The organism is Candidatus Magnetaquiglobus sp. (assembly GCF_058402785.1).
The window spans coordinates 1-21,793 of record NZ_JBZVFG010000028.1; the positions used below are offsets into that span (position 1 = coordinate 1).

At 63.2% G+C, this 21,793-nt stretch carries 16 protein-coding genes and 1 CRISPR repeat array; of the genes, 1 reads left to right on the forward strand and 15 read right to left on the reverse strand.

Annotated elements, in window-relative coordinates; all coding sequences use genetic code 11:
* Positions 1–26: 26 nt before the first annotated feature.
* Positions 27–3,106: direct repeats of the CRISPR family, unit length 29 nt; unit sequence GGGTCTATCCCCGCGCAGGCGGGGGAACC.
* 68 nt (positions 3,107–3,174) lie between these two features.
* From cas2e to rpoE, 13 genes are all read right to left on the reverse strand, one after another.
* On the reverse strand, positions 3,175–3,495 hold the full coding sequence (gene cas2e, locus ACV4UY_RS10435) for a type I-E CRISPR-associated endoribonuclease Cas2e (RefSeq protein WP_491607535.1): 321 nt from the start codon (positions 3,493–3,495) through the stop codon (positions 3,175–3,177).
* A complete protein-coding gene (gene cas1e / locus ACV4UY_RS10440) occupies positions 3,495–4,373 on the reverse strand; it encodes a type I-E CRISPR-associated endonuclease Cas1e (RefSeq protein WP_491607536.1) in 879 nt (292 codons plus the stop codon). Before cas1e ends, cas2e begins: the two co-directional genes overlap by 1 nt.
* 2 nt (positions 4,374–4,375) lie before the next feature.
* Complete coding sequence (locus tag ACV4UY_RS10445; protein ID WP_491607537.1) at positions 4,376–5,113, reverse strand: type I-E CRISPR-associated protein Cas6/Cse3/CasE; 738 nt, start codon at positions 5,111–5,113, stop codon at positions 4,376–4,378.
* Entirely contained in the window at positions 5,110–5,829 is a 720-nt protein-coding gene (gene cas5e / locus ACV4UY_RS10450; RefSeq protein ID WP_491607538.1) for a type I-E CRISPR-associated protein Cas5/CasD, read from the reverse strand. Before cas5e ends, ACV4UY_RS10445 begins: the two co-directional genes overlap by 4 nt.
* On the reverse strand, positions 5,822–6,964 hold the full coding sequence (gene cas7e / locus ACV4UY_RS10455) for a type I-E CRISPR-associated protein Cas7/Cse4/CasC (RefSeq protein WP_491607539.1): 1,143 nt from the start codon (positions 6,962–6,964) through the stop codon (positions 5,822–5,824). Before cas7e ends, cas5e begins: the two co-directional genes overlap by 8 nt.
* Complete coding sequence (locus tag ACV4UY_RS10460; RefSeq protein ID WP_491607540.1) at positions 6,961–7,530, reverse strand: hypothetical protein; 570 nt, start codon at positions 7,528–7,530, stop codon at positions 6,961–6,963. Before ACV4UY_RS10460 ends, cas7e begins: the two co-directional genes overlap by 4 nt.
* Entirely contained in the window at positions 7,517–9,139 is a 1,623-nt protein-coding gene (locus ACV4UY_RS10465; protein WP_491607541.1) for a CRISPR-associated protein Cse1, read from the reverse strand. The genes ACV4UY_RS10460 and ACV4UY_RS10465 overlap by 14 nt, the downstream gene beginning before the upstream one ends.
* The gene (cas3, locus tag ACV4UY_RS10470; protein WP_491607542.1) at positions 9,136–11,688 is read right to left on the reverse strand and encodes a CRISPR-associated helicase Cas3'; all 2,553 of its coding nucleotides are present in this window, start codon (positions 11,686–11,688) and stop codon (positions 9,136–9,138) included. The genes ACV4UY_RS10465 and cas3 overlap by 4 nt, the downstream gene beginning before the upstream one ends.
* A 497-nt stretch (positions 11,689–12,185) precedes the next feature.
* Positions 12,186–13,298 (reverse strand): FemAB family protein, encoded by a 1,113-nt coding sequence (locus tag ACV4UY_RS10475; RefSeq protein ID WP_491607543.1) that lies wholly within the window; start codon positions 13,296–13,298, stop codon positions 12,186–12,188.
* 93 nt (positions 13,299–13,391) lie between these two features.
* Positions 13,392–14,855 (reverse strand): DegQ family serine endoprotease, encoded by a 1,464-nt coding sequence (locus ACV4UY_RS10480; protein ID WP_491607544.1) that lies wholly within the window; start codon positions 14,853–14,855, stop codon positions 13,392–13,394.
* Positions 14,856–14,880: 25 nt separating this feature from the next.
* Positions 14,881–15,393, reverse strand: a complete 513-nt coding sequence (locus ACV4UY_RS10485; RefSeq protein ID WP_491607545.1) for a SoxR reducing system RseC family protein — start codon at positions 15,391–15,393, stop codon at positions 14,881–14,883.
* Positions 15,386–15,769, reverse strand: coding sequence for a hypothetical protein (locus ACV4UY_RS10490; RefSeq protein WP_491607546.1), 384 nt, complete (start codon positions 15,767–15,769; stop codon positions 15,386–15,388). The genes ACV4UY_RS10485 and ACV4UY_RS10490 overlap by 8 nt, the downstream gene beginning before the upstream one ends.
* Complete coding sequence (rpoE, locus tag ACV4UY_RS10495) at positions 15,766–16,581, reverse strand: RNA polymerase sigma factor RpoE (protein WP_491607547.1); 816 nt, start codon at positions 16,579–16,581, stop codon at positions 15,766–15,768. Before rpoE ends, ACV4UY_RS10490 begins: the two co-directional genes overlap by 4 nt.
* A 534-nt stretch (positions 16,582–17,115) precedes the next feature.
* Here rpoE and nadB point away from each other — a divergent pair.
* Positions 17,116–18,744 (forward strand): L-aspartate oxidase, encoded by a 1,629-nt coding sequence (nadB, locus tag ACV4UY_RS10500; RefSeq protein ID WP_491607548.1) that lies wholly within the window; start codon positions 17,116–17,118, stop codon positions 18,742–18,744.
* A 43-nt stretch (positions 18,745–18,787) separates the two neighbouring features.
* On the opposite strand, the gene ACV4UY_RS10505 is transcribed toward nadB, so the two are convergent.
* Positions 18,788–20,098, reverse strand: coding sequence for an HlyD family type I secretion periplasmic adaptor subunit (locus ACV4UY_RS10505; RefSeq protein WP_491607549.1), 1,311 nt, complete (start codon positions 20,096–20,098; stop codon positions 18,788–18,790).
* Positions 20,095–21,765, reverse strand: coding sequence for an ATP-binding cassette domain-containing protein (locus ACV4UY_RS10510; RefSeq protein WP_491607550.1), 1,671 nt, complete (start codon positions 21,763–21,765; stop codon positions 20,095–20,097). Before ACV4UY_RS10510 ends, ACV4UY_RS10505 begins: the two co-directional genes overlap by 4 nt.
* Positions 21,766–21,793 lie beyond the last annotated feature (28 nt).

Genomic DNA, 21,793 nt, shown 5'->3' on the forward strand with positions numbered 1-21,793 from the left:
TCGACCCGACCCGGCCCGCCAGCCGGGGGTCTATCCCCGCGCAGGCGGGGGAACCCAAACGCGCGCGTAAAAATGTGCGCTAAGTCAGGGTCTATCCCCGCGCAGGCGGGGGAACCATGCGGCGCAACGCGGCGGTGGTGCGGGTGCGGGGTCTATCCCCGCGCAGGCGGGGGAACCTTTGAAAACGCATCAATGATGATCCACATGCCGGGTCTATCCCCGCGCAGGCGGGGGAACCTGGCTGCATTCCTTCCTCCCCCGATCGAATAAGGGTCTATCCCCGCGCAGGCGGGGGAACCCCCGGTCGTCAGTCCGGTCAGTCAGTCCGTCAGGGTCTATCCCCGCGCAGGCGGGGGAACCCGATGGACATCCATGCGCAGGTGAGCAATGGTGGGTCTATCCCCGCGCAGACGGGGGAACCGACCCCGCTCGTCAGCGCCGCATGCACGGCGAGGGTCTATCCCCGCGCAGGCGGGGGAACCGCTTACACGGTGTCAAGCGTGCAGACTCCGGGGGGTCTATCCCCGCGCAGGCGGGGGAACCCTCTGCTCACCGTGCCGGATGTGACCGGCCTGAGGTCTATCCCCGCGCAGGCGGGGGAACCGTTCACCGAGTGGGCGGACAAGATCGGCCATGGGGTCTATCCCCGCGCAGGCGGGGGAACCGGTTTCTACTCGTCGCCCGCCACATGGAAAAGGGGTCTATCCCCGCGCAGGCGGGGGAACCAGGCTTGTGATGGATATCGGAGCGATCCATGTGGGTCTATCCCCGCGCAGGCGGGGGAACCATGGTATCCACCACGCGGATATAGCGCCTGAAGGGTCTATCCCCGCGCAGGCGGGGGAACCACCGGATAATCTCCGGGCGTCGAGCAGGTCGCGGGTCTATCCCCGCGCAGGCGGGGGAACCTGGGGATGGGAGGGTATGTCGTGGGGCGTTCGGGGTCTATCCCCGCGCAGGCGGGGGAACCTCCCTCCTCGGCGGCCAGCACGGCGACCTCTTGGGTCTATCCCCGCGCAGGCGGGGGAACCCGTCCCACACCGCATCCAGCGCCCCGGCGACAGGGTCTATCCCCGCGCAGGCGGGGGAACCTGGCGCTTGGAATCAATGACGCCAAGAAAGCTGGGTCTATCCCCGCGCAGGCGGGGGAACCCTCGCGCACCATCCGGAAAATGACCGTTCGTTGGGTCTATCCCCGCGCAGGCGGGGGAACCGATCTTTTTGCCGTCGGGGTGGATGAGGTAAAGGGTCTATCCCCGCGCAGGCGGGGGAACCCGTGTCAGAGCAGCCTCTGCGTTCACCAATCTGGGTCTATCCCCGCGCAGGCGGGGGAACCCCATCTTCGACCCGACCCGGCCCGCCAGCCGGGGGTCTATCCCCGCGCAGGCGGGGGAACCGCAAATCAACGGCCTTAAAGATAACACCGCTTGGGTCTATCCCCGCGCAGGCGGGGGAACCTTTTGCCGGATGATCGTGGTGACGTTCTGTTCGGGTCTATCCCCGCGCAGGCGGGGGAACCTCCTCAACGGCTTGCGGCTGCATCTTGCGCAGGGTCTATCCCCGCGCAGGCGGGGGAACCTCGCTGGTGCTTGGTGAATTGCGGGATGACGGGGGTCTATCCCCGCGCAGGCGGGGGAACCTGCGCCGACTGCGGGGAAAGTAAGTCCGGGATGGGTCTATCCCCGCGCAGGCGGGGGAACCCTTGAAGCTATCAAAACGCGGTCCGGTGGGCGGGGGTCTATCCCCGCGCAGGCGGGGGAACCGTGTCGCGCTGGGTGTGCGCGCGGAGTGGCTTGGGTCTATCCCCGCGCAGGCGGGGGAACCCAAAAATCTCCTGGGACGGCCATCGCCATTCAGGGTCTATCCCCGCGCAGGCGGGGGAACCATTGCACACACTGACTGGCCACCTCGCACACTGGGTCTATCCCCGCGCAGGCGGGGGAACCTCGGTCACGTCCGCAATATACTGCTTCGTGATGGGTCTATCCCCGCGCAGGCGGGGGAACCTAATGGGAGAAACCCGCCGCCGGGTCATCGCGGGGTCTATCCCCGCGCAGGCGGGGGAACCCTACGCAGATCGGCGGAAAATTCATCGAGCCGGGGTCTATCCCCGCGCAGGCGGGGGAACCTGCGCCGACTGCGGGGAAAGTAAGTCCGGGATGGGTCTATCCCCGCGCAGGCGGGGGAACCGGTCCCGGAATCGGATATAGATCTGCCGGCATGGGTCTATCCCCGCGCAGGCGGGGGAACCCCACCAGTTTCGTCCCGGCAGGCCATGACCGCGGGTCTATCCCCGCGCAGGCGGGGGAACCGAGCGCCATGGATTATCCCCAGGTCATAAGCAGGGTCTATCCCCGCGCAGGCGGGGGAACCTCGGCGGCTTACAAATACGCCGCTCTGCAAACGGGTCTATCCCCGCGCAGGCGGGGGAACCCGAAATCGCCGTTGTTCAGCTTCCGCAAGAGCGGGTCTATCCCCGCGCAGGCGGGGGAACCCGAGAAAAGCTTGCACGCCCTCGTAATCCCCGGGGTCTATCCCCGCGCAGGCGGGGGAACCTCCAACTGCGCATACTGATCAAGCAATTCCTTGGGTCTATCCCCGCGCAGGCGGGGGAACCTGTCATTTCCCGGACAATCGAGAAACCGAATGGGGTCTATCCCCGCGCAGGCGGGGGAACCGAGCGCCATGGATTATCCCCAGGTCATAAGCAGGGTCTATCCCCGCGCAGGCGGGGGAACCTCTCCACGGTTCGGTCGTCTGTTATCGGCCTGAGGTCTATCCCCGCGCAGGCGGGGGAACCCGGTGGCGCAGGCGTTTGGAGCGGGCGCGCGGGGGTCTATCCCCGCGCAGGCGGGGGAACCCCTTCAAGGATTCCATCCTCCGAAATCTGGTCAAGGTCTATCCCCGCGCAGGCGGGGGAACCGCCGTCACGAGTCGATCCGAGGGCGTTCCGCAGGGTCTATCCCCGCGCAGGCGGGGGAACCATGCCGGCACCGGCGTGGGAAAACCTGAATGAGGGTCTATCCCCGCGCAGGCGGGGGAACCCGTGTCAAGCTCCACATCCTCGGCATCCGGCCCGGTCTATCCCCGCGCAGGCGGGGGAACCTCTGGCGTTTAACTATCGGCCAATTAAGCTGTTTTGTCAAAGAACAAAGTTGGATCCCCAAGGAGGGATCAAGTCGGCGTGTTTGTTTTGTTCGGCAATGCCCGACGCACCAGCAGCATGGCATTGTGGGTAACGATCTCTTTGGGTGGCTCTCCCAGCGTGGAGAGTCCGAGGCCACCGTTTGCGGCGCTATCGCTCCAGGTCATGACAAGACTGCCTTGTCGCAGCTGTGCGTGCCATTCGGTGAGAACGGACCAGATCCGTGCCCGCACGGCAGGGCTGATACGCGGGTGCGCATACACCCCAGGGGCAAGTTCCAGCATGATGGAGCTGAGAAATCCCCGATAGCGACCTTCCACATCGCGCGTCACGACCACGACCATCGGCATCAGGAACGCTCCGCTTCGCCATCACGGTTCAACAACCGTTTGATCCGGTCGATCATTCCGGGGATCACATCTTTCTGCCGCAACAATCGCGCGGCACGCTGGCGTGTGAGTCGTTCCACCGACTCACCGGTCTTGATGGCCTCCCTGGCAGCGCCGAATGCGATATCCAGAGTGACATCGTGCCGGTAAAGATCCGCGATGTCGAGCACGAAAGCGTGCCCGGAATCCTCGTGGATGAAACCCAATTGCGGAATGACCCCGACCGCAGCCACAGCCACACCCGCTGCCGCGCGCATGGCGCTCGAGGCATGGTTGAGCGCCTGATTGGGAAGATCGTCCATTCCAGGATGGGCATGATCGTAGTGCCGGCCACTCCAGGAAACACCATGCCGCTCGGCGGCCAACTGGTAGCTGCGTTTGATGCGCGCTCCTTCCTGTCCGCGCAGCACCTCGATGTCACGGGTACGCACGATCTCGCCAAAGCGAATCGCATACATCGCCCGTGCCACTTCCATGCGCGTTTTGAGATCCGACCAGAGCGTCACCTGCGCGCGCGCCAGCGCCGAAGAGTCCGGCATCAGGGGTTGGGCGGTATAAAACCGCACCGCCCCCTCCCCGATGGCCGCCAAGGCGCATCCATGCCGCGCCAACAAACGCAGCGCGTCATGGGTGACGCTTGATCCGGGCCCCAACAGCACAATCGACAGGGACTGATGCGGAATTTGATAATCCCCCGCAGCCAACTCACCCCCGCCAGCCGTCACGAAACGCAAGCAGCCATCCTCGACCTCCAGACGCCCCCGATCCAGCCAGACCAGACCATGCCGGTCTGAATAGGGTATCCGCGCCTTTTCAAGGCCAAGACGTCCAATCAGCATCGTTATCCCCGTTGCGCAGGCCGCAGCAGCAGCATCCCATAACCATAGGCAGTATGCCGACCGATCCCTCGGGCGAGTTTCTCCGCGAATTGGGGACCATCGACAATCGTCATCTCCCCCTGAAACGAAACATCCGGTCCCTGGGCGAGTTCGGCACCGTGCCTTGAAACCCGAACCCGTTCAAAGCGGGTCATGCGGATCCTTTCCACTTGAGCCGCTTCACCGAGCCGTTCGGCGAACCAGTGCGCATAGACCTGATCCCGCTGCAAACCGCTCCCGGCTTCCTCGGGAGGGGCATCGGGATAACGGCGCAGCGCCTCGACGAGAAAAGCGTCCACTTCCGCCCCCTGGCGCTGAAAATCACCCAAGGGGTGTCGGAGTCGGCGTACGGGACGAACACGGATATCGAAAGCCAGCCTCCGTCCGGTTGGCCATGCATCCGGCATCGCCTTGACCGCCATCCGGGCGGGATTGCACAGATTCAGAGCCTCCGGGGTAGCGGTCTCGCGCGCTGTTTCCTGGAGGGTCGTCTGCTCCTGGCGGGTATAGGCGTAGAGCGTTCCGGACCGCCCTTCCCGCGCCACCATCAGACGGAAGGGTTGCAAGATACCCTTGCCAAAGGTTTCGCTCAGCAGGTGATGCAAGGCGCTCCCTTCGTCGGAGGCCAGATTACGGCCCGCGGACCAACGACGCAATTCGCGCAGATCCAGCGGCAGACTGATCATGTAAAGTGTGGTCATGGTCCATGCTCCGGATGAACGAAGCCCTCGACGACCTGGCGGGCGCCTCCATGCAGCCCGGTGCGCCAGTTGCGGATGTCCGGCAGATCGAGGACACGCAACACCTCCGCGCCATCCTCCGGACCTTCCCCCAGAGGCCAGAGCGCCCGCAAGCGCTCCGATCCGGGAAGTCGGCGCAGGGCCGCGTGGGCGGTGGGGGCCTCGATACACGCATGCCGGCGCAGCGGACCGCTCGGCAGGCACGACTTGCGACCGATGAACAGAGGCCGGGCGGGACGGTCAAAACAGGCCGCGAGGGTATCGGGATCGGACGTGTCGGCATCCGGCTCAAGCCGCAGGACGACCGTCAGGCAGGCATCCATGTGGTACTCCCGCTGACGGCGGTGGGGTGCGCCATAGGAGGCGCCATCACGGCCTTCGGGTTGACCCCAGGTGGTCCAGCCCTGATCGTTTTTGGCCAGTTGCGCGTTCTGGGTGTCGGTGAGCAAACCCGAGCCGGACTCCCGTTCCCACCGCACCGCGAAGATCAGCCGATCTTGAAGCCGCTGGTGGCGCGCCCAGTCGGTGCGGGCATGGCCCAAGGCGTTGGCAATCAGACCGGTCAGCATGGAGGCAGCGGGAAAATCGCGGCTGACGCCCATATGATCGATGGTCACGCCCCCGAAGGAGAGCAACGGCGCTTCCAGGGTGAGGATAAGCCAGCGGTGGTCAGACATCGGCGACTTCCCGGAGTTGACTGGCGGCCCATTCGGCCAGACTCTTGAGGGAAACCCGTTCCAGTGGGCTCGATGCGGTGGGGGTGAGCGGGGTCGAAGCCGTGGACAGGTAGCGGCGCGCCTCGCCGGTGGCGTAAACTTCGTCGTATTGGGACAGTTGCCCATCGAGTTGGGCCACCGCCCGTTCCAGATCGTGGGGAATGGGTCGGCGGTAGGCGGTGGCCAGCGAACGCGGCTGCCGATCGCCCGCTTCGATGAGCATCAGATCCGCGCGGCCATAGGGGGCGGTCGAGCCAAGTTTGGCGCCAGGCGAAACCTCGGCCACCAGATGAACGAGATTGTGGACCACTCTGGCGGCCAACTCCCGATCATCGCCGCAATTGCCGATAAGGCCGGGCAGATCGATCACCAGATAACCGTAAAACAGACCACAGGTCAGTTCGGTCTCCTGGATGGTATCCGCGCCGCTGTCCTCATCATCCCGTTTAAGGTCATCGACCGCCGTGAAGTAATCCCCCTCGGCCTCCGCAGCATGGACCGTGAACGCATGGGCGACATGCACCGGCGCGTCGATGTTGGCCGCCGGATCGGAGGTGACCATGCGCCCGAACAACGCCGCCGTCAGACCGCCGGGCAGGGCGGCATTGGCGCTCATGACCTTGAAATTCTTATCCTTGACCCATTCGGCAACAGCTTTTTCCGCCCCCTTGGCATCGGAGGACTCCGAGGCGATCCTTTCGGCCTGCGCCGCCAGCCAATCCAACTCCGGCTGCCCCAGCAGCAGAGTCTGCCGGCTTTTCTTGGTTTCGCCCTTGTCGCCATACACCAGTTTCTGGAACGCCGCATTCAGCGCATTCACCACCCCTTCCGGGTAACGTCCCCACAGGGGCTCGATCACCTTTTGGGTCACCAGTTCGCGGGAGCGGAACGACGCCACATACCCTGTCAGCTTTCCCAGGGCGTGGGGGTCGGTCTCGGCCTTGCGCCAGTGACGCTTCAGGCATTGCGAGGAGATGCGGGTGCGCTGCGTATCGCCATACATCAACCGTTTGGCCTGGCCGGAGTCGTCGCGGTTGAGCAGCGCGGCGGTATAGGAGTGCAGGGTGTGAATTTGCAGGAATCGAGGAGCGGTCATGCGGCGTTTTCCTTGTGCTTGGGATTGAAGGCGTGGTCGAGACGGCCATAATAGGTGGTTGCCAGCTTGCGGGTGTGTTCGACGTCGTTGGAAAAGAGCAGACAGGCGATGTCGAGACAGTTGATACCCAGATCGGGCGCGCGACTGGCCGCCAGCATGCGCGCCATCCCCTCGAGAGCATCGCCGCGTCCGGCAAAGGGCAACGCGAGAAAACGGGCCAGACGGGTTTCCGAAAAAAAGGGCGTCTCACCCGACCAGGCGGGCTGACCACCATCGCACAGCACCGCCCCGAAAGCGCGCTCGCCCTGGTGCAATCGCCCCCTGGCCGCCGGATCGCCCCTCGGGGTCAGCAACGCCATGACCTTCACCAACCGCAACCATGCATCTCCCTGCATGGTGGTCAAGAATCCGCACGCTCCGGCCAATTGCCAGAAATCGGTCTCTCCGGGGCCCTGGGCGTCCATGCGTCGCAGACGGGCCAGCGGTCCGGGGTCGAGCCTCAGCAGATAAGCCGAGGTTTTATGAACGGCCTCTCCCAGGCCGGTGGCATGCTCATCGGGTGGCATCGTTGGCGTTCTCCTTGTTGATGTCCGGGGTGGTTGCCTGCGAGAAAAGATGGGGAAAGCTCTTTCCGACGGCCTGGTTGAGCCTCCGACGCGCCCGCGCCTCGGCACGGGGACGGAACAAACCGGAACAGGGCATGCCGGGCAACGCCGCCTCGAAGATGGCGCGCGTGCGCGCCCAGAGCAGACGTAGGAATGCCTCCTCCTCGGCTCCCTCCCCCTCCTCGCCCTGCTCCTCCCAAGCCTCGAACCGCGCCCAGAGCCGCTCGAAAAAGATGGCGTCGGCATAACGGTCGAGATGGTCTCTGGCCGTGCTGGTGAAGGTGTAATGCTCTTTCTTGATGCGCGCGTGATCGCCCTTCGCCACCACCAGAACCAGCGCGTCACGCAGAGCCTTGTCAAACTCCGCGATGGTCTTCATTTGCGCCTGGGCCAGTTTGTGCAGCTCAGCACGCTTGGGACCAAGGGCGCGGGAGATCGGGCCGCCCACGGGAACCGTCCGGGATTTGAATCCCTCGGTCTTGCTGTTGCCCCGCGCCAACGCGCTGGCCACCAGGGCCAGAGTCGCGCCACCAACCTCGAAAGAGGCCGTTTCGGCCAGCAACGGACGAACCCATTCCCCGGAAAGGAACAAATCGGTCAACGTGCGGTAATCGAAATCGCCCCCAGACAGGGTAAAGTTCTTGTTTTCAGTCTTGTGTACCGGTGCATAAGGATCCCCCAGGGCACCCTTGAGATGCTTGGCATCGATGCGGGTCTTTTGGGAGATGCCCTTGCGACAGGAGATGCCACAATCCTCCCTCAGGATCAGACGCACCCGGCGGCACACCTCGATGAACCAGATGTCCAACTGGTTGATCCGAAGCTGTGCCCCTTCCGACCAGGGGGCCAGCCAGACCAGCCCAAGCCCCTTCCCGGCGGGATACTCCAGGGCTGACCGCTCCAGAACCTCCTCCCGCTTCTCGAGCAATACCCGCACATCCCGTCCAAACCACGCCCCCGAGCGAGGCGTCGTCAAGCCGCCACGGCCCGTAGTGACGAGCAAGGGTGCCAGGGTCAGCATGGGACGGGAGGAAGATCCGCCGTTCATGCGGGCTATGCCCTGATTGCCCGCCCCGCCATACCCTTCCCCGGTTTGCAGAGAGACCAGCGCGTAAACCCAATCCTCCACCGCGCCGTCACGGGCCAGGGACTGCTTGAGATCGTGATTTTTCGACGTGATCAGCAGGTCGAGGGCATCGGGCGTCGGAATCTCCTTCTCCAGCCTGACCTCCGCGGGCACCGGCGGTTGCATGAAGGCGGGCCGGCTCCAATCCTCCACCAGCAGGCACCACGGCTCGTCATCCGGAAAATCCGGGGTCAGACCGCGCAGCAACCCTTTCCAGGTTGGTTCGTCGGTGGGGATGTCCGTTTTCCCTGCGCCGTGCAGCGCCAGTGCCGCCAACTGCACCAGAAACATATGCCAGAACGGCACCTGATGCGGCCTCAATGCCGGGAACCCCTCCACCTCATCACGGGTCAGGGCGGCCAACAGGCCCGGAAGCGTCAGGACACCCAGAGGGGAGACCCGCACATGGGGTTCATCCAGAAGATTGTATCGAAGCGTCGTCATGGGCCTGCCTTTTCCACCCCTTCCCTGCCATAGATGAACGGGACGTCGCCGACCTGAAAGAACACCTGGTCATTTTCGGTCCGCGCCGTCACTTTTTCCTCCGCAACCACCCCCCTCGACCAGTGGGCGGGTAATGTCAACCCGCCGATGACCACCCCGAAGGGGCCCACCACCGGCGCCACGAAGATGATCCGCGCCCCCTCCTCCCCAAGCCGGGTACGAATCTTCTCCTCGTCCCCAGGAAAACAGGTATCGGCAAATCCCCGTTCCGTTTCCAGAAGAACATTCCGGGCCGCATGCGTCTCGGCCATGTCGCTCCCGGTCGCCTTGTTCCAGTAGTCGCTCCAGAGCGCCCCTTTTTCCGCGTTGAGCGCCTCGATCATGTCCGGATGGGTCGCGCTTTCGACCAGAAACCGGTTCATGGCCGGAATCCGCCACTCGGGATGCTCCCCAACCAGACGTCGCGTCAACTCGCAGGCATGCAGGTTGCGATACACCCCGCCCCCATCCCGAAAACAGCCCAGACCGTTGTCAAAAGCCGGCGCGGCCAGCCGGTCGAGCCCCTCCCCTGGCGCCAACACCATGCAGGCCGGCCTCTCGAACCCGTCGGGCCGGGGCAGAGCGTGGCGATGCAACCTCCCGATGCGTTGCAGCAACACATCCACCGGACAGAGATCGGTGATCAGCAGATCGGCATCGATGTCGAGGCTCTGTTCCAGGGTCTGCGTCCCGATGACGATGACGCCCCCTGGCACGCGCTCCGCGTGCGGGGCGAGCACGGATTCCACGGAGCGGTCGAGCAGCATGCGATCCTCGGCGGCGAACCGGCTGTGATGCAGCGCCGGTCCGCCAGCCGCCTGCCACAGCCAATCCTCCGCACCGGCCTCCCGAACCGCGCGAAAGTTCCCCACCGCCGCCTTGACGGTGTTGCGGATCACCAGCACCCGCGCCCCACGTCGCGCCGCGTCGATGGCAGGATGGGTCGCCTCGGCGGCATCCCAACCGGAGAGCAGGGTCATCGCCACCTTTTTCCCCGCTCCGGCCAGGGCGGCTTCGCGGGGTTGGGGCGTGGACATCCCCCAGACCGCCGGATAGGGGGCGGACTCCGCCTCCGCAAAGGAGGGTTGATCCACCTTCCACCTCCGGCTCAACCAGCGGCTGCGCGCCACGGAACCGAGAGTCGCCGACATCAGCATGGCGTATCCGCCGCGTCCGACATGCTGATTGAGCAGATGGGTCTGGATCCGGCTCATGTAGGAGTCGGAAGCGTGGACCTCATCGATCACCAGCAGCGACCGGCAGAGCGCCGCCCCGCGCAGATGGGCATGCTTGACCTGAACCCCGGCCAGCATCACCTGATCCACCGTGCCCACAGCCACGGTGGCCGCCAGGTAACGCTTGGCGCTTTCCGCCGCCCAGCGGGCCAGACGCTGCCGTTCGTCCCGGCCATCGTCATCGTCCCAGCGGACCTCCCAGCCAGGGAGATGGCACCCGGTGCTCTCCCCGGCTTGCAAGTAGCCCGGCACGGCGAGCACCACCTCCGGAGCATGGTCGCCGAACATGCGTCGCAACGCCTGTTGCACCCGACCATGCAGTTGTCGGGCGGCGGCCCGCGTGGGCAGGGCGAAATAGAGGCTCTCCACCTTGCCCGCCGCGAACAGTTGGGCAAACCGCCACAAAGCGGCCTCGGTCTTGCCGGATCCGGTTTCCGCTTCGAGGATCACCAGCGGATCCTCCAGCGGCCACGCCCCGACGAGTCGTTGCGCCGGACGCGGGGGATCGGTTCGGCCACTGATCGTGGCGAATTCGGTCCAGGATGCGCCGGTACGCCGCAAGGCCCCGGCATCCAGACCAACCTCCTCCAGCGCCCGCCGCGCCTTCTCCCGGGCCTGTTCCATGTAATGGATGTCGAGTTCGGGCCGATAATCGAAGATCGTCCGCGTGGATCCCAGCCAGTCGGCCAGGGTGACCAGACCGCACAGCAGATGCTGGAATTCGAAACGCTCCGGCAGAACCTCGCCCCCTTCGTCGAAGGCGGTGGCAAACCAGCTGGACATGACCTCGCCCATCTCCCTGGATGCGGCCAGAGGGTCGTACCCGAACGCGGCTTGCCATCCGTGGACCCTGTTGGGTTGAAAAGGCCGGCCATGATGGGCGAGAACGGCACCGAGGAGATGTTCATTCACACCCCAGCGATGCAGCGCGGGCAGGTGCAGGTTGTTGGCGATACGCCATTTTTCCGCGCCGGAAAAGAAGATCGCCGCCCCGGCATCGACATGTCCGGGCTTGGAAAACGGCCAGTTGACCCCGCTCCACCCCTTGGCCTGAAATCCCGGATGCAACTTGCCCACATCGTGCAGAAAGGCGAGCACCGCCAAACGGAGGATATCGCGCGCCGTGAGCGCCCTGCCCGCCGTTTGCTCCAGGCGGCTCCGCACCACCGGGTGCGTGGCAAGCCCCTCGAAACACGCCGCCACATCCGCACCATGATGCGCCAGATGATGGACCACCGCTCCATCGGTTTTTCCCCATGGGGCATGAAACAGCATCGTGGACCTCCCTGACGGGCATTCCGAGGCGGTCATGACAGAATGGCCAACATAAGAATGGATCCCCCTGCCCCACCAGGCATGACCGATCCACGGACAAAGCCAGGCAGGGCCCTTGGCGTGGATTGCTTCCAATATGATTTCATTATCCGAAACAATGCGCTCTTTATTTTATATAAACCCATAATCGATCTCAATAGATTTTTTTAAACCTATAGAAAAACAATGAAAACACCCAATCAACGATATCAAGAATACCGATCCGCGACGGATATTCAAGCCTGTTCGATCATGCGAGGCTGTGCGGTGATGGCCGGACAGCCTCTTGATCTCCCGTCATTTTCCCGACTCATCCGCGCGGGCAAGGGCGTGCTGAACAATCACCAGGTCAGAAAACGGAATCAAGGGGGGGATGCGGAATCAAGGGGGGGATGCGGAATCAAGGGGAGATGCGGAATCAAGGGGGGGGATGCGGAATCAAGGGGGGGGATGCGGAATCAAGGGGGGGATGCGGAATCAAGGGGGGATAGGGTGAGACTGAATTCGTAGCTCGGCAAGATATGGGTCGCGAATCCCTGCTTGAAACAGGCGATGGATAGCTCCTTTTCCGTGGGCGACGGCGTATCCGCGGGATAGTGGCGCCGACCGATCTTGTACCAACGCAATCCACGACGCTGCATCTCCTGAATGGCCATAAACTGGACGACGTGCCCGAGCGGTTTGTCGAACAGCGCGCGGTCATAAGCCGCAACCGCATAACACCCTTCCTGCCTGGTGACATGAAAGTAACCGCCCCCCACCAGACGTTGATGCGCGTCACGCAGACCGATCAAAAACCCCTGCTGACTGACCACGGTATCGTATTGAATCTGCCAGGTCTCATCGGAACGGGTTGATCGTCCCGCAACCTGGCAATGCAATCGCTTGAACTCCGCCCACACCTCCGGATTGGCCGAGGTGATCGATTCGAGCTGCCAGATCTTGCTGCCCGAGGTGATCAACGAACGAAAACTCTTGCGCATGCAGCTCTTGATCTCCGCCAACGACAGGGAGAGATCCACGAACAGCTCGTGACGCACCGTCACCACGGCGCCCAACCGCATCAGTTGATCATGCCAATGGCCGATTGCATGGCGTCCGGAAAAGCCCTCCATCAACATCAGTTCACGATGACGCGTCCAGTTCCCAAGCAGTTTCAGGAAATTCAGGCATCTCGTCACAATGTCATGAACCGATCTCCCGGCCAGTTCGGCCAGGAACAGAGGTGAAGCGATGCATCCGCCTTGACTGCTGATACGTGCGTCACCGTTTTCAAGGAGCGTCAACGAAAGCGGCCAGAGTCCGCAAGGATTGCGATCATGATTCAAGATCAGGGAGATGTCGATCATGACGGCCCCGCCACAGCTCCCATAGGCCATTTGATAATCGATCATGCTGCCCGAACAGGCAACCGGAAGATAGGAAAACCGTGTTTCCATCTCCATCCATACCTGGGGATGCTCTGAACGCAACCTTGCGCTTAGATGAACCTCTCGGAGCATCTCCGCAACCCGTGACAGGATGGCCCCATGGGGAGCGGTTGACAATCCAGTCCAATCGGTTGCGTCCATGTTTAAAGAACGGCTCTCATCGAATGACGGGAGGAAAACAATGGGTGAGCAGATCCCGATTCACCAAGGTTCAGGTGAAAGGCTTGCTGCGCTTCACGGCTTTTTGGCCGGCAGGGGCACGGCCAGGAACAACGGATCGCTGCCACGACGCATCAGCACCAACAGCGTCTGCCCCGGAGTCGCCTTGCCGAGCACGGCGCGCAGGTCCTCCACGCTCTTGATCGGCTTGCGGTTGAGTTCCTGGATCAGATCGCCGGGACGCATGCCGGATTGATCCGCCGGAGAACCGCTCTCCACGTTCGCCACCACCACCCCCTCGATCCCGGCGGGCAGTTCCAGACGCTCGCGCCACTCCGGCGTCAGCGTCTGAGGCACCACGCCCAGAATCGTCTTCTCCCGTTTTCCCGAACCGGCATCGCGCTCCTCATCCTCGTCTTCGTCCGGTTCGTCATCGCGCATCGCGGCGATCACCACCTCCATCTTCCGGGATTCGCCCGCGCGCACCACCTCCATGGCGACCTTCTTGTTCACCGGCGTCTCGGCGACGATGGCCGGCAACTCCTTCATCCGCCCCACCTCATGACCATCGAACCGCACGATCACATCCCCGGAGCGCACCCCCGCCGCTTCCGCCGGACTCTTCGGCTCCACGCTCGCCACCAGTGCTCCCCTCTGGTCACCCAGACCCAACGCCTCGGCCAACTCCTTGGTCACGGTCTGGATACGCACCCCGAGCCAACCACGGGTCACCTTCCCCGACTCGCGCAACTGCGCGACGATGGATTTGGCCATGTTGATCGGAATCGCGAAACCGATTCCCATGTTGCCGCCGGAACGGGAGAAAATCGCGGTATTGATGCCGATCACCTCGCCTTGCAGATTGAACAACGGACCGCCGGAGTTGCCCGGATTGATGGCTGCGTCGGTCTGGAGGAAATTGTCATAGGGACCGCTGCCAATGCTGCGACCGCGCGCGGAGATGATCCCCATGGTCACCGAGGCCTCCAGTCCGAACGGATTGCCGATCGCCACCACCCACGAGCCGACCTCGGCCTGATCGGAGTTGCCCAGGGTGGCGATCGGCAATTTTCCATCGCTCTTGATGCGGATCAGGGCCAGATCGCTCTTGGCGTCGCGCCCCACCACCGTGGCGACCAGTTCCCGCTCGTCGGACAGACGCACCAGGATCTCGTCCGCCTCGTCCACCACATGATGGTTGGTGAGGATATGGCCCGCGTCGTCGATGATCACCCCGGAACCCAGACTGCGCGACTGCATCGAGGGGTGATCGTTCGGCCCCTCCTCGAAAAAACGCCGGAACAGCTCATCCAGGGGCGACTCCCCTTGCGGCTGACCGCGACGGGGGAGTTTTCCGCCCTGCCGGGAAGCGGACGCATGAACCTTCTGGGAGGTGCTGATATTCACCACCACCGGCTGGAGTTTCTTCACCAGGGGGACCAGATCGGGCAGGTTGCTGGCCTCGGCGGAGGCGATCATCCCCAGGCACATCAGCAACAGCCCACAAACGACAAGCAGCCGACCGGTCAGCTTCGACATGGACGATTCCCTTGGTGAAATAGGATCAGGAGAGAAAACCGGGCGGTTGACCATGACACCAATCGGTGGAGAGCACTTCCACGACCACGGGTCCGCCATCCCGATCCGAACGATGGGAGCGGCTGTGCAACCAGAAAAAGGTCGCGGCCAGGGAGACGAATCCGACCACTGCGGACCAGGCTTCGATATCCACGGACCAGCCGAAGGTCTGAATCAGGTAGCGTGCCCATGCCACCATGGCGAACAGAACCACCAGGGGGAGAATATAGACCAGAAACGAGGCCCTGAGAAAGGTTCGTTCGGAGATTTCGATGGAGACCCTCTCCCCGACCTGGGCATGACAGGCGTTGAAGGCACGGATCTTGATGGATCGCTGCCCCAGCCCTCCAGAAAGGACAGTGCAGGATTGTGAATTATGGCACGAGCCGCACATCTTTTGACGTTGGCCGCTCACCACCGCATACGCCCCTTCCAGGGCCACGACAAGTCCCTCTTCGCGGATCATTTTCGGTTTTTCGATTCTTCTGGGTTCAGGCATGGATTTCCGGCGACTCCAGCGTCTCCGATGACTCGGCCCCGACCGGCAGGGCCTCGGCGAGAATCGTTCCCACCACGAGCACCGGAATGCCGAAACGCAACAGACGATCCCGGAGCGAATCGCGGCGCACATCCCGCGGCGTGGTGCTCTTTTCGTTGCGGATGGCCAGCATCACCGATTCGGTGAAGGCCTCGGTTTCGAACCAGGGAGCCTCGCCGGCCATGAGTTCGCGAATCTGCGCCAGTCGCCCCATGGTGCGGCAACAGTGGTCGCAATGAATGAGATGTCGCGCCACATGGCCGACGATGATACGATCCAACTCGCTGTCCAGAAACGCGGAAACCAGTTCCGGATCACAACCGCCCGACTGACTCATCGCCCGTGCCCCCTCGCATGATGATGTCCCGTGCCCATACCGTATGGATTTCTATCCTGCAAATAGGCCTGCATCCGATCCATGATCTCCTGACGACTGCGGTAAATTCGTGAACGCACCGTCCCGATGGGACAGTGCAAGGCCTTGGCGATCTCCTCGTAGGAGTGTCCCTCCACGTCGCGCATCTGGATGGCGCGACGCATCTGTTCCGGCAAGGCATCGATGGCCTGACGCAGGTTGGTCATCATCTCCTGGCGCAGCATCAGGCGTTCCGGTGTTTCGTGGTTGCGCAACTGCGGGGCCATCCGCTCCGAGTCTTCCAACTCCTCGTCGGACATCGACAACCCGCGCTCCCTGGACAAGAGGTGATTCTTGCCCGTGTTCACGGCGATCCGATAGAGCCAGGTGTAGAACGCCGATTCGCCCCGGAACTTCTCCAAGGCGCGATAGGCCTTGATGAAGGTCTCCTGGGTCAGATCCAGCACCTTGTCCGGATCCGAGACGATCCGACCGATGGTGGAGGCCACCCTGCCCTGATAGCGTCGCACCAGCACCTCGAAGGCTTTCTGATCCCCCTTCTGGGCGTGCGACACCAACAGTCGATCGGCGTCATCGCCCCCGGTCTGGGCCGGTTCGGTCTGGAGCGACCCGATGGCATCCGCTTTGGCCTGGTCCGACCCGATGGCATCCGCTTTGGCCTGGTCCGACCCGATGGCATCCGCTTCGGTCTGGTCCGACCCGATGGCATCCGCTTCGGTCTGGTCCGACCCGATCTGGTCTGCTTCGACTTCGCTCAAAAGCTCGGACTCCACATCGGCTCCATCTGACGCTTTGACAAGATTAAACACCGTTTCGTTGCAAAAATTCAACCCTACCCCATTATTTTTTGCCACAATTGATTTCTCTAACGCATGCTCGTCCCAACACCAATGCAGCGTGAGTCGATGTATCATAGCTCATGAGAAGCGACTTTCACAACCTTCCTCACGATACAACCCACAAGCCGCGACTTTGTGCTTGCCGAATGGACACCTCCTCATGCTACACTCATACCATGGAATTGGAAGCGTTGCGCACCCCTCATTCCCCAGTTCCCGAATCATACCATGAACATCCAAGACCCTATCACGCGCGACCCGGAAATCCGTGGGAAGAGTTGGCGTTCCGCGGCACGCGCATGCCGGTTCGCACCATTCTGGCCAGTCTGCTTGCCGTCGCCGACAATCGGCGCATCCGGGTTTCCAAACCATGAAATCCTTGTTTCATCTCAAGAAACGTTCGATTCTCACGTCAGATCACATAGCATGTCTTGACAGACGCCACAACAAGGCCAAAATAGGGACCCCATGTCCACCTTGCTCTCATCCCGTCCGCTTACCGCCGATTTCCTGATCATCGGCGCCGGCGTCGCTGGTCTGGATCTGGCCCTGCGCATGGCCGGACACGGCGACGTGCTCGTGCTCACCAAGGCCGCGGAGGGAGAATCCAACAGCTACTACGCCCAGGGCGGCATCGCCGCGGTGCTCGACCCCGCCGATGACCTGAACTCCCACATCGCCGACACCCTGATCGCCGGCGCCGGACTCTGCCACGAGGATACGGTCCGGCAGGTGGTGGAAAACGGACCCCGCTCCATCCGTCGCCTCCTCGACCTCGGCACGCCCTTCACCCGAGACGAGACCCAGGGTGGGTTTCATCTCACCAAGGAAGGGGGCCACTCCACCCGCCGGGTCATCCATACCGCCGACGCCACCGGACGGGCGGTCATGGAACTGCTCCTGGAACGGGCCAAACAACATCCGCGCATCCGCATCCTCGCCGACCACATGGCCATCGATCTGGTCACGGCCCGCAAACTCGGTATCTTCGCGCCCGGTCAACCCAACCGCTGCTTCGGCTGCTACGCCCTGGAGATCCCGACCGGTCGGGTCGCGACCCTCCAGGCCCGCTTCACGATCCTGGCCTCGGGTGGCGCGGGCAAGGTCTACCGCTACACCTCCAACCCGGACATCGCCACCGGGGATGGCATCGCCATGGCCTATCGGGCCGGTTGCCGCGTCGCCAACATGGAGTTCATCCAGTTCCACCCCACCTGCCTGTACCACCCCAAGGCCAAATCGTTCCTGATCTCCGAGGCGGTGCGCGGCGAAGGCGGCATCCTGGTGATGAAAAACGGCGAACCCTTCATGCAACGTCACCACCCGCGCGCCGACCTGGCCCCGCGCGACATCGTGGCACGGGCCATCGACTACGAAATGAAACGCTCCGGCGATCCCTGCGTCTACCTGGACATCACCGCCAAGGGCAAAAGCTTCATCGAGGATCATTTCCCGAACATTCACAAAAAATGTCTGGAGTTGGGCATCGACATGACCTCCGAGCCCCTCCCGGTCGTCCCAGCCGCCCACTACACCTGTGGCGGCGTGGTCACCGACCTGCACGGACACACCGACATCGATGGCCTCTTCGCCATCGGCGAGGTGAGCCATACCGGTCTGCACGGGGCCAACCGGCTCGCCTCCAACAGCCTGCTGGAGTGCCTGGTCTTCGCCGAGGCCGCCGGCAACGCCATGCTCAACACCATGCGCGAGCACCCCCGTTTCGCCCATCCGGACATCCCGCTCTGGGACAGCTTCGACTCCCATGTCTGCCAGGAAGCGGTGCTGATCTCCCACAACTGGGACGAAATCCGCCGTTTCATGGGCAACTACGTAGGCATCGTGCGCTCCAATCGCCGTCTGCACAGCGCCCGACGCCGCATCGAACTGGTGCAACGCGAAATCAACGAACACTACTGGAACTGCCGCATCTCCCGCGACCTGCTGGAACTGCGCAACATCGCCGTGGTGGCCTCGCTGATCATCCGTTCCGCCATCCATCGCAAGGAGAGTCGCGGCCTCCACTACACCACCGACTATCCCGACAAGGATGACGCCAACTGGTGTCACGACACCATCCTGCCGATCACCGAGTGATCCCGCGCCGCCAATCTCCGCATGATCCCGCGCCTGTCGCTGTCTAACGCTCGGTCAGGGCCGGATCCATGAAACTCATGACCGGGTAGAAAAGATACTCGATCACCGTGCGCTGCCCGGTGTGAATCGCGCAGCGCACGATCATGCCCGGAAAGAGCTGATAGCGCATGCTCCCCTTCTCGAAATAGGCCCGCTCGGTCTCCACGCGCACCTTGTAATAGTGGTTCCCCTCCTTGGTGGCCTGGGCATCGGGACTGATCAACACCACTGTGCCGGCCAGCTTGCCGAACCGGGAGGCATCCGCCGAGGTCAGGGTGATGAAGGCCGGCTGCCCGACGCTCACATAGCCGATATCCTGAATCGGCAGTTTCGCCTCGACCACCAGGCGATCCTCCCCCGGCACCAGATCCAGGGCCGTGCCACCCGGCGGGATCACCCCGCCCTCGGTCACCACATAAAGATTCTTCACCACCCCATCGACCGGCGCGGTCAACACGGTGCGGGACTGGTTGTTCTCGAACTTCTGCAACCGTACCGACAGTTCGGTCATCTGGCGGCGGTTCTCGGCCAGTTTCTCCCGCGCCGCCTCTTCGAACTCGTGACCCACCGCCGCCAGATTGGCCTGGGCCTCCTTGTAGGCCGCCTCGGTGCGCAACAGGGTTTGGGCATCGGTCTCGATGGCCCCGGAGATCTGATGCTGCTCCTTGAGCAGGTCCAGATGGGAGTAGCGGTTGGTGATATCCTTTTTCAGCAACTCACCGCTGATCTTCACCTGTTCTTCCACCAGACTCAGCCGCTTCTTGTTGCCGCGAATGCGCGACTGCACCTCCTGGATCGCCTGTTTCTGGCCGGCCACGCTCTCGCGCAGGCTGGCGAGCTTCTCGTGACGCCTGGCGCGGTTGCTGGCAAACAACTCCTCGGCACGCGCGACCAGATCCGGATGATTTTTCTTCATGGTGGCCGAAAAGGTGATCTTTTCGGCCCCGCCGGCCTCGGCCTGCAAACGGGCGTTGTCCACCTCCAGCGAGGCGATGCGGGCGGTCAACTCCCCCACGTCGGAGTCGCTGGCCACGCTCTCCAACTCGACCAGGGGTTGTCCCTTGCGGACCGTCTCCCCCTCCTTGACCAGAATCCTCCGGATCACGCCCCCTTCCAGATGCTGCACCTGCTTGAGCATGGTCGAGGGAATCACCTCGCCCTGGGCGTAGCTCACCACGTCGAGCATGCCGTAGGAGCCCCAGATCATCATGCCCACGAACAGCCCGAGAAACAGCGACACCACCAGATGGTGACCGCGACCCACCCCGTCGTCGATCTCGTCACCCGACATCGGAACAACCGGCATGCCGCTCATGATCCCGACTCCGCCGGTTGCACCGCCTTGACGCGCACCTCGGGCACCGGCTTGCGATCCAGATTCAGCACGAAATCCGCCCCCCGGATCAACCCCGCGTCGTGGGAAAAGACAATCACCCCGCGCCCCTGCCTGGCCAGGCGGGCGATCACCCCGGTGACCGCCTCGCGACCGGGCAGATCCATCCCTTCCAACGGTTCGTCGAAGATCACCAGACGACACTCTCCCCCGAGGGCGCGGGCCAGGGCCAGACGCTTGCGAATCCCCATGGCCAGCTGGGCGCCGCCGTTGACCAGCGGGGTATTCAACCCTTTCGGACTGTCATGGAGGAATTTGGCCAAACCGGCCTCGGCGATGGCGGCGTTCATCCCCTCCTCGCTCCAATCGGGGTTCATGATCAGAAGATTATCCCGGATCGTCCCCTCGACGAAGGTGGGTTCCTGAGGCAGATAGACCACCTGACGCCGCCACCAGGCCAGCGACAACTGATCGAGATTCACCCCATCGACGAGGATCTGGCCACGGGTCGGCTCCAACAATCCCACCAGAATGCGTGCCAGGGTGGTCTTTCCGGAGCCGTTGGCCCCGGCCACCACCAGCGAGGTGCCGGCGGTCAGGACCAGGTTGAGGGATTCGAAAAGCGGATCGGATTCCGGATGGGCAAAAGCGAGATCCTTCAACTCCAGGCGACCGTTGAAGGTTTTCAACTGCGCGCCGGCGGGCCGTTCCACGGGCAGGCGGGTGAACGCGCCCAAGGTCTCCATGGCACGCCGCGCCTCACCCAGCACCGCGCCCAACTGCGCAAATCGCAGGATCGGCGCCATGGCCCGGGAGGCCAGAATGTTGGCCGACACCAGCAATCCCACATCCATCTGCCCGGCCACGGCCAATCTGGCCCCCTCGGCGATGACGAAAACGCTCATCAACGCCCCAAGGCTCTGGGCCGCGGTCTGGATCAGCTCCCGACGCGTCTCCACCAGCCGTTGCAGACGCGACCCCTCGGCCTGACGGGTGCGAAAGCGGCTCTTCAACAACTCCGCGCCATTGAAGGCGCGCACCGCGTCCACGGCACGCAGGGTCGCGCCACTCAGGGCGGTCACCTCGGAGGCGGTCTGGGTCTGCTCCTTGAGCAGTCCGCGCAACAGGGGATGCCCCAACATCGAGACGATGAAGGTCAAGATCAGAAAAAACAGCGCCACCCAACCCACCGAGGGTTGAATCAAAAACAACACCCCCACGAACATCAAGGCAAAGGGGAGGTCGATCAGGGCCACGAGATTGGCCGGCGCATGGGCCCTGCCGAGCACTCCGGGCGCCGCGACGATCTCCCGTTGCGCGGCGGGGGTCAGTCGATCGATGCTGGCCGCGCTGGTGGTGGTGATGCGGTCGAAGATGCCGATGCCAAGATGATAATCCGGCTTCACCGTCACCCCATGGGTCAGTTTCAGGCGGGCCTGTCGAAAGCCGTACTCCAGGACGATCGCCAGGATCGCCCCGATGGTCAGGGTGAACAAGGTGGAATCGAGCCCGTGCGACACATAGCGATTCAACACCTGCATGACGTAGAGGGAGGATGCCAGTCCCAGGATGTGGATGCACAGGGAGACGGCCAACAACTCGACCGCGAAGAGGGGGCGGGAAAACAGCTGCCTGAGCAGAACCGTCATGAGGTTGGTTGATTCATGCGTGGAAGGT